The organism is Flavobacterium aquidurense (assembly GCF_002217195.1).
GTDB lineage: Bacteria > Bacteroidota > Bacteroidia > Flavobacteriales > Flavobacteriaceae > Flavobacterium > Flavobacterium frigidimaris.
Map to the genome: position 1 here is coordinate 1 of NZ_MUGR01000024.1, position 12,467 is coordinate 12,467.

11 protein-coding genes are annotated in these 12,467 nt (G+C 35.3%); 2 read left to right on the forward strand and 9 right to left on the reverse strand.

All coding sequences use genetic code 11. The annotated features are described in order from the left end of the window. Positions 1-282 precede the first annotated feature (282 nt). A complete protein-coding gene (trxB, locus tag B0A67_RS12300) occupies positions 283-1,230 on the forward strand; it encodes a thioredoxin-disulfide reductase (RefSeq protein ID WP_072958727.1) in 948 nt (315 codons plus the stop codon). Positions 1,231-1,435: 205 nt separating this feature from the next. Here trxB and B0A67_RS12305 read toward each other — a convergent pair whose 3' ends face one another. The 5 genes from B0A67_RS12305 to B0A67_RS12325 form a co-directional block, all read right to left on the reverse strand. After that, the gene (locus tag B0A67_RS12305) at positions 1,436-2,269 is read right to left on the reverse strand and encodes a GIN domain-containing protein (RefSeq protein ID WP_072958730.1); all 834 of its coding nucleotides are present in this window, start codon (positions 2,267-2,269) and stop codon (positions 1,436-1,438) included. 85 nt (positions 2,270-2,354) lie between these two features. Then, positions 2,355-3,086: a head GIN domain-containing protein gene (locus tag B0A67_RS12310; protein WP_072958734.1), complete on the reverse strand. Its 732-nt coding sequence runs from the start codon at positions 3,084-3,086 to the stop codon at positions 2,355-2,357. A 3-nt stretch (positions 3,087-3,089) separates the two neighbouring features. Then, positions 3,090-4,811 (reverse strand): PspC domain-containing protein, encoded by a 1,722-nt coding sequence (locus tag B0A67_RS12315; protein WP_072958739.1) that lies wholly within the window; start codon positions 4,809-4,811, stop codon positions 3,090-3,092. 3 nt (positions 4,812-4,814) lie between these two features. Next, entirely contained in the window at positions 4,815-5,147 is a 333-nt protein-coding gene (locus tag B0A67_RS12320) for a PadR family transcriptional regulator (RefSeq protein ID WP_008464689.1), read from the reverse strand. Between the two features lie 182 nt (positions 5,148-5,329). After that, a complete protein-coding gene (locus B0A67_RS12325) occupies positions 5,330-5,809 on the reverse strand; it encodes a DUF4870 domain-containing protein (protein ID WP_084074526.1) in 480 nt (159 codons plus the stop codon). A 231-nt stretch (positions 5,810-6,040) separates the two neighbouring features. On the opposite strand from B0A67_RS12325, the gene B0A67_RS12330 reads away from it, so the two are divergent. Further along, complete coding sequence (locus B0A67_RS12330) at positions 6,041-6,493, forward strand: DUF4442 domain-containing protein (protein ID WP_072958742.1); 453 nt, start codon at positions 6,041-6,043, stop codon at positions 6,491-6,493. A 161-nt stretch (positions 6,494-6,654) separates the two neighbouring features. Here the strand turns inward: B0A67_RS12330 and B0A67_RS24985 are convergent, their stop codons facing one another. The 4 genes from B0A67_RS24985 to B0A67_RS12345 form a co-directional block, all read right to left on the reverse strand. Beyond that, positions 6,655-6,813, reverse strand: a complete 159-nt coding sequence (locus B0A67_RS24985) for a hypothetical protein (protein ID WP_207557335.1) — start codon at positions 6,811-6,813, stop codon at positions 6,655-6,657. A 113-nt stretch (positions 6,814-6,926) separates the two neighbouring features. After that, positions 6,927-7,487 carry a hypothetical protein gene (locus B0A67_RS12335; protein WP_072958745.1) on the reverse strand — a complete coding sequence of 187 codons (561 nt, stop codon included), beginning with the start codon at positions 7,485-7,487 and terminating at the stop codon, positions 6,927-6,929. A 116-nt stretch (positions 7,488-7,603) separates the two neighbouring features. After that, positions 7,604-9,856: a multicopper oxidase domain-containing protein gene (locus B0A67_RS12340; protein WP_072958748.1), complete on the reverse strand. Its 2,253-nt coding sequence runs from the start codon at positions 9,854-9,856 to the stop codon at positions 7,604-7,606. Positions 9,857-9,865: 9 nt separating this feature from the next. Then, the gene (locus B0A67_RS12345; RefSeq protein WP_072958751.1) at positions 9,866-12,400 is read right to left on the reverse strand and encodes a heavy metal translocating P-type ATPase; all 2,535 of its coding nucleotides are present in this window, start codon (positions 12,398-12,400) and stop codon (positions 9,866-9,868) included. Positions 12,401-12,467: the final 67 nt, after the last annotated feature.

Consider the following 12,467-nt stretch of genomic DNA (forward strand, 5'->3'; position numbering starts at 1 on the left):
CCAAGTTTTGCACTTCATCCGATATAGTCTCAGAGAAAGTGTTGCCGCTATTTAGGTTGTACTACTTAAAATTGTGGCTATCCTGTCACGATTAGAAATCGGGAAGGTTCTAGGTTCTGCTACAAAGACAAAAAAACGTGTTGTAATTTACAAAAGAGGGTTTTATTTCTGCATTTATTCGTTATCCTCTATTTCAGAATAGCAAAAACTGATTAACCGGTTTCTTTTTTCCAACAATAAAAACTTACTTTTGTGCCATCAATTATTAATACAATCATAATTATGTCAGATACAATCGAAAAAATTAAATGCCTAATTATAGGTTCTGGTCCAGCAGGATATACTGCAGCTATTTATGCTGCCAGAGCAAATATGAACCCAGTTTTATATCAGGGAATGCAGCCTGGTGGTCAGTTGACTACAACAAATGAAGTAGAGAATTTCCCGGGTTATGTTGACGGTGTTACAGGACCAGAAATGATGATTCAATTGCAGGAGCAGGCAAAACGTTTTGGTTCCGATATTCGTGATGGATGGGCTACTAAAGTAGATTTTTCAGGAGATATTAAAAAAGTTTGGATTAACGATGCTATCGAATTACACTGCGAAACTGTTATTATTTCGACAGGTGCGTCTGCTAAATATTTAGGATTACCATCAGAACAGCATTATTTACAAATGGGCGGCGGAGTTTCTGCTTGTGCGGTTTGTGACGGATTTTTCTATCGTAATCAGGAAGTTGTAATTGTTGGAGCAGGAGATTCTGCTTGTGAAGAAGCACATTACTTATCTAAGCTTTGTAAAAAAGTAACGATGTTGGTAAGAAGCGAAAAATTCAGAGCTTCTAAAATTATGGAAGAACGCGTTCGTAAAACAGAGAATATTGAAATTTTACTGAACCACGATACTGTTGAAGTATTAGGAGATGAGCAAGTAGTACACGCGATAAAAGCTTTGAACAAAACTACTGGTGAAGTTCTTGAAATTCCGGCAACCGGATTTTTCGTAGCTATAGGTCACAAACCAAATACAGATATTTTTAAAGATTACATCACTCTTGATGAAACCGGTTATATCGTAAATGTACCGGGAACATCTAAAACAAATGTTGACGGTGTATTCGTAGCGGGAGATGCTGCAGATCATGTATATCGTCAGGCAATTACTGCTGCCGGAACAGGATGTATGGCTGCATTAGATGCTGAAAGATATTTGGCATCTAAAGAGTAAATTTAGTTTCAGGTTTCAAGTTAGTGCTGGAAACTTTAGATCAAAAATAAAAATGTCCCATTCTTTTTTAGAGTGGGACATTATTTTTATAATAAACTTTGCGCCTTAGCGTCTTTGCAAGATTTTTTGATGACAAAGAAATTCAATCTTAGCGAATCTTGTGGTAAAATTCAAATTCCAATAACCTGAAACTTGAAACTTTTTTTTACTTTATCTTCTTCAATAATTTTGCTTCTTCAGAAAAACGGGTCAGAGTAATGGCGGGACTTCCTAAGAGAGAAAGTTCTGCTTTGTCGCCAAGTGCAATCGAAACTGTAGTTTCGGCAAGAACAGTTCCTATGGCGTAATTCTCTGCAGTAATGTTAGCGTCTTTCAAAGTGAATTTTGTTCCTGTAAAGATTGAATTGTTGTCTAAACGAATAGTTGCTTTTTCGGCAATACCTTCAATATTGGCAACGGCTTTCTGGTATAAATCACATTTGAATTTTATGGCAGATACCAATGTTTTAATAGACGAGGTTTTGCTTAGTTGTATAGTTGCATCTTCAGATTTCAAATTCAGTTCAGTTTTTGATTTGTCATCAGCAAACAATGTGAATTTTTTTGAATTTACATTCAGGAATAATTTTGAATAATCAAAAGTATTAAAAGTGATATCATCTAACTGAAGTTCCTGAATAGCATAAATTACAGCATCGTTTTTAGCAATTACTTGTTTTAGCGAGCTGGTATAAGTAACGCGAACGATCAGTTTTTTGTAAATGGTACTTTCTTTTGAAGTATATAAACGAAGTACTTTTTCTCTTAAATCCATTCCGATAATATCATGTAAATTATCGTCGGCTTCAATTTTAATTTCGTTTTTTTCTCCTTTTTCCAGGTAAATTTCTAAGTTGTCATCGGCTTCAATACCATCAAATTCTCCTACCTCTTTTATTGACGTAGTTACGATTTTAGATCCTTTTATTTTTTCTCTTCTTTGAGCAAAAGTTAGCGTCGTAACCAATAATAATAGGAGTAAGGCTGTATTTTTTTTCATTAATTCTAGATTTGATTTTCACAAATATAAAAAAATCATCCACTTTCGATGAATGATTTTTTTATATTTAACAGATAAATAGCGTTTATCCCTGGCTGATACTTCCTCCTGAATTCGAAGTTCTCTCGATTGTTTTAGGCGTAGTGTCATAATTAATACTTCCTCCGCTGCTGGCCTCTGCTTTTAAACTTACTATTGGATGCACGCTTATGTTAGCACCGCTTGAAACATCTGCCTGAATATCATTCGCTAATAAGCTTTTGGCATGAACAGTAGATCCGCTTGAAGCTGAAGTTCTGATTTTTAAAGCTTTTCCTTCTAGTTTTATTGAGCTTCCGCTGCTGGATTGACTGGTAATATTGTCATATTCTACATTAAGATTCATTGAGGAAGCACTTGACGTTTCTAAATCAATATCCTGACCCTGAAGAATTCCTGTATTTGATACAGTTGCAGCACTTGAAGCTTCTAACTTGTCAATTTTTGGCATTTTTACCGTTACTTTTTTCTTTGTAACCCTGAACGAATTGTGATTTGATTTTATGATCAGTGTTCCGTTTTCTACTGTTGTGATAATTTCTTTCTGTATATTGTCGTCAGCTTCAACGATAATTTCAGTAGAATCAGATTGTATAATGACTAAATCGATCGCATTACTTACTGATACTTTAGTAAAATCTCCGTTAACGATTCTTTTTTCAGTCGTAACATTTCCGCTTCCTTCAATTGTATTCACGTTAAAGTTACATGAGGCAAACAATAGTGCTGTAATAGTTGCAATAAGGAATTTTGTAATATGAATGATTATTTTTATCATGGCTTAGTTAATTTTGATTATAACTCCGTTTTTGTCAGTGGTTAATCTGCCGTTGGTTTTTTTTCCGTTTAAAATTTCTTTTCCATTAATTTTAACCGATACTTCATTTATACTGTCATTTTCAATAACATTTTCTTCGTCTTGATCATTATCGTCGTTTTCTTCTGATGGGCAGTTCAGGCATTTAATTTTTGAACCTTCAACTTTGTAGTTGTAATTGCCGCTAAAGTGTAAGTTGAAAAAATCATTTTCTGAGTCGTCATAATCCTGTACAGATGCATCTGGTTTGAATAATTGACCTTCCGGCAGGTATAAATACACATCAACTTCCTGGCCTCTGAATTTGTTTTTTACATCTGTAAGGAAATAATTATCCAAAACTAAATGATTTCCGTTAAGCTGAAATTTGTAATTGATCTTCTCTGCTCTTTGTTTTGCTGAGATGAATGAATTTCCTCTTGCCGTTTTTTCTATCTGAATATAAGGAGCCGCTTCATCAGTACGCAAAACATGTAAACGAACATCATTTGAATAGATTAACTGATTGTTGGCCGAATCCTGTACAAATTCAAAATCTCTGTGGTGATTCAGGTCTTTTGCATAATAATCGTTGTATCTGAATTTCACAAACAAGGTGTCTTTTGGAGTAATATTAAGTATTTTTTTCTCTACTGTTTTATTATCGTATGAAATTTCAGTTGCTTGTTTGATTCCAATACTGATCGCAATAGCTACTGCAATGATCCAAATGGCTAACAAAGTATATTTCGTGATATTGCCAATTGATTTTAAGTTTGGAGATAACAATTTGAAACCTAAAAGTGTCAAAAAGAAAAACGGAATTCCAATGGCAAAGAACATTAATAAACCAAATGACCAGATTGGATAATCAGTAAAGTTTCCTGCTTCAACAAAGTTTTGCCACGGAAAATCAATAAAGATATTAGTTCCTAAAGTAAAAACTCCAATCAGTAACATGATCAAAATACTTAGTCCTGACATGATTAAGATTACGCCTAAAAATTTAGCGAAGATTTTAAAAACCGTCATAATAAAGTCTCCAAATGAACTACTTATTCTCTCAGCTCCCGACTTTACCTGGTTTCCCATTGCATCATAATCTGCATTTTTGAATTTATCAGACAAAGATTCAATTTCTTCACGAACCTTTTTTTCAATGTTCGAAATTGTAACCGGTTCTCCTGTCATCTCAAGTTTCTCTGAGGTTGTAACCGCTTCCGGAGTTACAATCCAAAGAACAAAATAAGCTAAAATTCCAGTTCCAAAACCTGCAAAAACAAATACTAAGAATAAGATTTTTATCCATACAGCGTCAATTCCAAAATAATGCCCCAAACCGGTTGCTACACCACCAATCATACCTTTTTCTTTGTCGCGGTATAATTTTTTATGTTTTCTTGTTCCGTAGTCATTAAAAGACTGATTTGTTCTTTCTTCGTCTTCAAGGATATAATCTTCAGGTTGTCCCATTACCGTAATCACTTCATCAACATCTTTCAGTCCAACAACATGTTTGTCGCTTTTTTGTTTCTCAATTAATAATTCAGAAACTCGCATTTCGATATCTTTAATGATTTCATCCTGACCGGAAGAATTGTTTAGAGATCGTTTTATAGCGTCAAAATAGCGTGTCAATTTTAAATATGCATCTTCATCAATGTGAAAGACCATACCGCCTAAGTTAATATTTACTGTTTTGTTCATGACTTATTGATTTTGATTGGTGATTAGATTTACGGCGTCAGACAATTCTGTCCAGGTACCGCTAAGTTCGTTTAAAAATGTTTGTCCTATTTCGGTTAATCCATAGTATTTTCGTGGTGGTCCTGAAGTCGATTCTTCCCATCGATAATTAAGCAAACCGTCGTTTTTCAGCCTGGTTAGAAGTGGGTAAACAGTTCCCTCAACAACTAGTAATTTTGCGTTTTTTAAAGTGTCTAATATTTCTGATGTGTATGCGTCTTTTTCTTTTAATACTGATAAGATGCAAAACTCAAGAACACCTTTGCGCATCTGTGCTTTTGTGTTTTCAATGTTCATAATTTCATTTTGTTTTTTTTAGATTGAACAATTCGTTTTTTGATTGATGATGATTGATGATTTTGATTGATGATTGATTCCGAAACGATTCTTGTTGATTGCCTGCAAAGTTTCGGCTATAACTTTTAATTTTTTATGTCACACTGAGCGAGTCAATTGTCAGGCTCAGCGGATTCGAAGTCTTACTTTATAAAAGGAATCGTAAGCGGATATTTATATAATTCTCCGTTTGAAGTTTTTATTGAAGCATAAATGACTAAAAAGAATTCAACAAATTTTAACAATCCAAAAAGTAAAACTGCTGTTGCTCCAATACTTAATAATGCAATGTTTCCTTGAAAATCAAAATTTCTGATGAAGAAATCTTCGTTGTTAAAAACAGCTTCTATTGGAAGATTTTGAAGAAAAACAGCAATAAAAATTGGAATTGCAATTAAAGCCAGAATCAAAGTATAAAGCAAAAGACTTAACTGAAAATTTAAAGTCTGCTTTCCGTTATAATTTACAAATTCTGATTTGTCTTTATAGCTCGTCCAGATTAGAATTGGGAAAATATAATTTCCAAACGGAATAATGTACTGGCTTAAAGTGCTTAAATGCGTGAACGTTGCAATGTTCTTTTCTGATGTTGTTTCCATGATGAGTGGTGTTGTTGTTTCCATGATTAAAAGTATATAGTATTTTCTTATGCAAATATATGGTCAAAAGACAGTATCTTGTTTTGCATAGTACCTAAAATTAACAAAGTTTTAACAAATTTAAAATTTATAAAACAGCTATAATGTATTGAAAACCATTCGGAATAACTGATTTTATTGGTGTTTTAGGAAAGTAATTGCAATATATTGTGCGTGCATAGTTTTTTTGTATTTTTACATAAAAAAATAAATATCATGACAATATCAGTTTCTAAACTCAACAAATTTGTATTATTCAAATTACCATCAGCATATATTTGCGGTGTTCGTGTAAAGGCAATCGACGAAGATAGATGCGTGGTAAGTGTCAAACACAGATGGATCAATCAAAACCCTTTCAACTCCATGTATTTTGCCGTTCAGGCAATGGCCGCAGAGTTAACGACAGGAGCTTTGGTGATTTCGCAAATTCAGCAAAGCGGAAAAAAAATCTCGATGCTGGTTGCCAATAACAAAGGAAACTTTACCAAAAAAGCTACCGGAAGAATATCATTTGTCTGCAACGACGGACATTTAATTGCCGACGCTATTAAACGAACAATAGAAACAGGCGAGGGACAAACCTTCTGGATGAAATCTATCGGAACAAATGAAGAAGGAGTTCAGGTTTCAGAAATGGATTTTGAATGGAGTGTTCGTTTAAAATAGTTTTAAAGTCTTTTGCCGCGAATTTCACGAATCAGCACGAATTAATTTTTTTAAATTGAACTTTAAAATTAGTGTCAATTCGTGAAATTCGTCGCAAAAAAATAGCCATAAAAAAAATGCCTCGAATATTTGAGGCATTTTACTTTTAACACATGTTGCCATTATTTTTTAGAGCAACATTTTTTGTCTTTTTTGTCTCCTGATTTTTTAGAACAGGATTCTTTCTTTTCTTTTTCCTTTTTAGGAGCTGGTTTTGTGTCTTGTGCTTGTACACCAATTGTAAATAAAGCGATGGTTAAAACGGCAAATACTTTTTTCATTTTTTATATAATTTAATTGTTAGGTACTTATTCTTTTTTGATTTTAATATAACGGCCTTTGTGCATTTTGAAAAGACGTATGTTGATAATCTTTTTGTAAAATGTAAAAGTTATTATTCTGAGTAATATTGAGAAACCCATTTTTCAAAATCAGTTTTGTACATTTTTTGTGCATTTTCTAAAATTGAATGTGCTTCATCTGCATTATCTACAGTATTCAGATTAAAGGTTTCTTTAAGCCATAATTTGTATTCCGCCAGACCTTCACTTTCTTCGTAATCTTCATCTTTATAAAAATAAACTTCTTCATGATCAACTGTAATTTCAGTATCAAAAGTTAGTAGCTGCATTAATTCGAAGATGTTTTTTGCTGTAACATGATAACCTCCTTCATCACCAAAAACGACTACTGGCAATTCGTTTAGAGATTTATTTTCGTCATTATTCCATATTGCATACATTGATCCCGAACAGTTTGCCTGTGCAAAAGGCATTAACTTGTCTAAAAAATCAGGATTTTCAGACCACGTCGCTATTCCTGATTTGTCATCTCTGAGTAAACCAAAACCCTGAGAGTAATTTTCGAATCCCAGTTCTTCGTTTATTTCTAGAAAAAGAACTAGCTCATCTGTAATCGAATCATTAAAATTCTTTTTAAATTTTTTTATTTTCATGATTTTGAATTGAAGACTATTAAATTTTAATAATGAATTTCAAATATAAAAGGTTCCATTCTTAAAATGAGCTTATTAAAATTAAAATTATATTAGAATAAGACAAATGTTAGATCTTAATAATTCAAATTGACGCCAAATCCGACTCCCATATCGCTGTCATAATGTGTTGTTATTCCAAAGTTTCTGGCAACGATATATTTTAAACCGGCCATATATTCTTTATCAGTATTCCACATTAAATTCATTCTTAAACGTCTGGAAAGCGGAATGTCTTTTCGTTCAAATTGTATTCTTACATTACCATCAGTATAAACTTCTACCTGAGCTTTTACAAGCATTGGCAAAGTATATTCCATACCGGCGCTAAAAACCGAACGATTGTCTTTGGTATTCTTTTGACCAAAGAGATTTTGTTCCTGCTCGTCCATTCCCATTTTTCTGTAACGCCAGTCGAAACCTATGAAAGGCATGAACCATTGCATTTTTCCAATATAGCGGCCAATATGGGTTTCGGTTTCATAACCATGTTTATCATTATACCCCAATCTCCATTCGGTTCCAATGCTCCAACGCGTGTTACCCAACATTGCTTCACCATCGTTTCCGTTTGTGGCAAAATCATTTTCGGCCATAAAGTGAAACATACGGTCGTCCATTTTTAGCATTTTGTCCGCCATTTTAGGATCATGAATCAACGGATTTGGTGCCGAATTTTCATAAGTAAAAATACGTCCCATTCCCGCCATCATGTGATACAAGATATGACAGTGAAAAAACCAGTCGCCATCTGCATTTGCCTGAAATTCGATCGTATCAGTTTCCATTGGCATAATATCAATGACATTTTTTAGCGGAGAATAATCACCATGTTCGTTCAAAATCCTGAAATCATGTCCGTGCAAATGCATTGGGTGGCGCATCATCGATCCGTTGTACAATACAATCCTGACGTTTTCTCCTTTTTTGATTAAGATTTTATCGGTTTCAGAAATTACTTTGTTGTCCAGACTCCAGACATAACGATTCATATTTCCTGATAATTCGAAACGTAATTCTTTTACAGGAGCGTCTTTTGGAAGCGTTGTTATGGTTGGTGATTTCAGCATTCCATAATTCAGCGTTGTGATTTCTGCAACTTCTGTAGTATCGTTCGACATTTTCATATCGTCCATTTTCATGCCTTCCATATTATGCATCGAATGATCTTCAGTTTTTGTACCTTCTTCTTCTCCGGAAATTTCAGGATACATTACCGCATTCATGTCCATTTTGTTTAGAGACATTTTCATTCCCATGTCATTCATTTCGCCGTTCATCTTCATCATATCATTCATCATTTTCATACCTTCAAAATATTTTAATTTCGGAAGATGTGAAACGGGTTGTTTGGTTCCTTCACCTAAAAATAAAGATGCTGATCCGGTTCGGTCTTCGGCTGTAGCCAGAAAAGCAAATGATTTTTTATCTTCAGGAATCGTAACTACAACATCATACGTTTCAGAAACGGCAATAATTAATCTGTCGACTTCTATAGGTTCAACATCATTACCGTCGCTGGCCACAACGGTTATTTTTCCGCCACCATACGTTAGCCAGAAATAGCTCGAAGCACCGCCGTTTGCAATTCGCAACCGGACTTTATCGCCTGGTTTAAATTGTGAAAGCTGCTCGTCATTTTTCCCGTTAATCAGGAATTTTTCATAATAAACATCACTGACATCCATGGCATTCATGCGTTTCCATTCGTTGGTGACTTTTGTCGAAAACTGACCATGCTTAATAGCTTCAACATAACTTTGAGTGGTTCCTTTTTTTATTGCAAACCAATCATTGGCGTTATGTAACATTCGTTGCACGTTCTCTGGTTTTAGATCTGTCCATTCGCTTAAAATGACAGGAACCGTTGGTAAATCATCAATTCCTTTTCTAAAAGTCGGGTCATCTTTCTTTTTGTTGATAATAAACAATCCATACAAACCAATTTGTTCCTGCAAACCGGAATGACTGTGGTACCAATAGGTTCCGTTCTGGATAATAGGAAAACTATATTTGTGCGTTGTTCCCGGTTTTATGGGCATTTGAGTCAAATACGGAACGCCGTCTTCTTTATTTGGTAAAAATAATCCGTGCCAATGCAGCGCAGTATCTTCTTTTTTTAAATCATTGTGCACGTAAATCTCCGCAATATCGCCTTCGGTAAAAGTCAATGTTGGCATGGGAATTTGTCCGTTAATCGTAAGAGCGCGTTTCTCTTTTCCTGAAAAATTGACAATCGTATCGCGAACATGTAAATCGTAACGAACGACTTTTTGAGCTTTTGCAGTAAAGGCGATCAAAAAGACAATAAGAATAGGATATCGTTTCATATTGATTTATTAAAGGTTTAAGCTTCGCAGTCTCAAAGCATTTACAATTACTGAAACAGAACTAAGGCTCATGGCAAGCGCTGCTAACATTGGCGAAAGCAAAATCCCGAACACAGGATATAAAATTCCAGCTGCAATGGGTACACCCAAAACGTTGTATATAAAGGCAAAAAACAGATTTTGTCTGATGTTTTTCATTACGTTGTAACTTAGTTTTTTAGCTTTTACAATTCCGTTTAAGTCCCCTTTTACAAGTGTTATTTTGGCACTTTCTATGGCAACATCCGTTCCGGTTCCCATTGCGATTCCTATATTGGCTTGCGCCAAAGCTGGCGCATCGTTGATTCCGTCACCGGCCATCGCGACGATTTTACCTTCGGCTTGCAAACGCTGAATTTCCTTTAGTTTATCTTCGGGAAGACAATCGGCTTTAAAAGAACTTAAGTGCAGATGATCTGCAACAGCTTTGGCCGTATTACCATTATCGCCCGTCATCATAATCACTTCAACACCTTGTTCGATTAATTCTTTGATGGCTTTTACGCTGTTTTCTTTGATGGCATCTGTAATCGTTACATAACCCAAAACAACTTTATCTATGGCGATATAAGAAACGGTTTTGCCCAGATTTTGTTCTGCAATAATCTTGTTTTCAATGTCCTCAGCTATCGAAGCGCCAACCTGAATCATTAGTTTTTTATTTCCCAAAGCGACTTTTGAGCTGTTCACCGTTCCTGTAACTCCTTTTCCGGCAACGGCTTCAAAGTCCGGAACATCAAGTATGGTCTGGTTTTTAGCTTTAGCATAATTAACAACGGCTTGCGCCAAAGGATGTTCGCTATGCTGGTTGAGAGAAGCAATATTTTGCAGTAAGAGATTTTCATTTTGATTATCGGCATAGATTTTTTCTACAGAAGGTTTTCCCTCCGTAATCGTTCCGGTTTTATCCGTAATCAAAACATCTATTTTGCTAATGTTTTCCAGTGCTTCGGCATTTTTTATCAGGATTCCGGCTTGCGCTCCTTTACCTACACCCACCATTACAGACATTGGCGTTGCTAATCCTAAAGCACAAGGGCAAGCAATAATCAGTACGGCAATTGCATTTATTAATCCGTAGATATAAGCCGGTTCCGGACCAAATTTTGCCCAGACAATAAAGGTGATAATAGAGATGATTACGACAGTTGGAACAAAATATTTTGCCACACGATCAGCTAATTTCTGAATTGGAGCCCTGGAACGGCTTGCATCATTAACCATCTGTATAATTTGTGAAAGCAAAGTTTCTGAACCCACTTTTTCAGCAATCATTACAAATGATTTTGTTCCGTTTATGGTTCCCGCAATGACAGTATCGCCTGCTTTTTTATCAACCGGAATAGGTTCTCCGGTAATCATGGCTTCGTCGATATTGCTTTCTCCGGTAGTGATTTTTCCGTCTACCGGAATTTTTTCTCCGGGTTTTACACGAAGCAAATCTCCTTTTTTTATGTTATGAATCGAAATTACCTTATCAGTTCCGTCTTCGACCAAAGTGGCTTCTGTTGGAGCAAGTTTTAATAATGCTTTTATGGCTCCATTCGTTTGTCCGTGTGCTTTGGCTTCTAATAACTGGCCTAATAAAACCAATGTGATAATTACCGTTGCCGCTTCAAAATAAAGATGAATGGTGCCGTGATGTGATTTGAATTCAGACGGAAAAAGATCAGGAAAGAACATTCCCGCAATACTAAATAAAAACGCAACACCTGTTCCGATCCCAATTAAAGTGAACATGTTTAAGTTCAAGGTAATAATCGATTTCCAGGCGCGGACAAAAAACATCCATCCGGCATAAAAAAGTACCGGAATCGAAAATAAGAACTGAACCCAATTCCAGTTTTCAATAGACATTATTTTAAAAAGAGGATTATTCGGAATCATTTCTGACATCGAGATAATAAAGATCGGAAGCGTAAATAATACGGCAATCTTCATTTTCTTTAATAAATCAGTGTAGGTTTTATTTTCTTCCGATTCAGAAGCCTGCATTGGCACTAAATCCATGCCGCAAATGGGGCAGTCGCCCGGCTCGTCCGAAATAATTTCCGGATGCATCGGGCAGGTAAATTGCGTATTGTTTATGGCGGCTTGTGGCACAAGATCCATTCCGCAAACCGGACAGTCTCCTGGTTTGTTATAAGTTTTGTCGCCTTCGCAATGCATCGGACAATAATAAATTCCGCTTGTATTCTGTTGATGTGCTACAGGCTGGGCTTTGTTGTGTTGGTCATGATTTTCCTTTTTTTGACTTGAACAACAAGATGAAACAGGAGTTTTTGAAACATTTTTAGATGAAGTCATCTCAATAGTATAGCTTCCGGCCGCAGATAAAACTTCCTGAAGCTTTTCAGTTGCAACATGTTTTAGCATGGTAATCGTTGCCAATGGAGGATCTAATTTTACTTCGGCCTGAATTCCTTCTATCGTATTCAACGTTTTTTCGACTTTTTTACGACAGCCATCGCAAGACATTCCTGAAATTATATAGTGATGAGTCATTGTTTATGTTTTTTAAGTATTACAATGCAAAGTTGAGAAGTAACGATTACTTCGGGTTGTATAATTT

Bases quoted from the DNA above. Each gene is read 5' to 3' on its own strand.
- trxB (WP_072958727.1), top strand. From the start codon at position 283: ATGTCAGATACAATCGAAAAAATTAAATGCCTAATTATAGGTTCTGGT.
- B0A67_RS12305 (WP_072958730.1), bottom strand. From the start codon at position 2,269: ATGAAAAAAAATACAGCCTTACTCCTATTATTATTGGTTACGACGCTA.
- B0A67_RS12310 (WP_072958734.1), bottom strand. From the start codon at position 3,086: ATGATAAAAATAATCATTCATATTACAAAATTCCTTATTGCAACTATT.
- B0A67_RS12315 (WP_072958739.1), bottom strand. From the start codon at position 4,811: ATGAACAAAACAGTAAATATTAACTTAGGCGGTATGGTCTTTCACATT.
- B0A67_RS12320 (WP_008464689.1), bottom strand. From the start codon at position 5,147: ATGAACATTGAAAACACAAAAGCACAGATGCGCAAAGGTGTTCTTGAG.
- B0A67_RS12325 (WP_084074526.1), bottom strand. From the start codon at position 5,809: ATGGAAACAACAACACCACTCATCATGGAAACAACATCAGAAAAGAAC.
- B0A67_RS12330 (WP_072958742.1), top strand. From the start codon at position 6,041: ATGACAATATCAGTTTCTAAACTCAACAAATTTGTATTATTCAAATTA.
- B0A67_RS24985 (WP_207557335.1), bottom strand. From the start codon at position 6,813: ATGAAAAAAGTATTTGCCGTTTTAACCATCGCTTTATTTACAATTGGT.
- B0A67_RS12335 (WP_072958745.1), bottom strand. From the start codon at position 7,487: ATGAAAATAAAAAAATTTAAAAAGAATTTTAATGATTCGATTACAGAT.
- B0A67_RS12340 (WP_072958748.1), bottom strand. From the start codon at position 9,856: ATGAAACGATATCCTATTCTTATTGTCTTTTTGATCGCCTTTACTGCA.
- B0A67_RS12345 (WP_072958751.1), bottom strand. From the start codon at position 12,400: ATGACTCATCACTATATAATTTCAGGAATGTCTTGCGATGGCTGTCGT.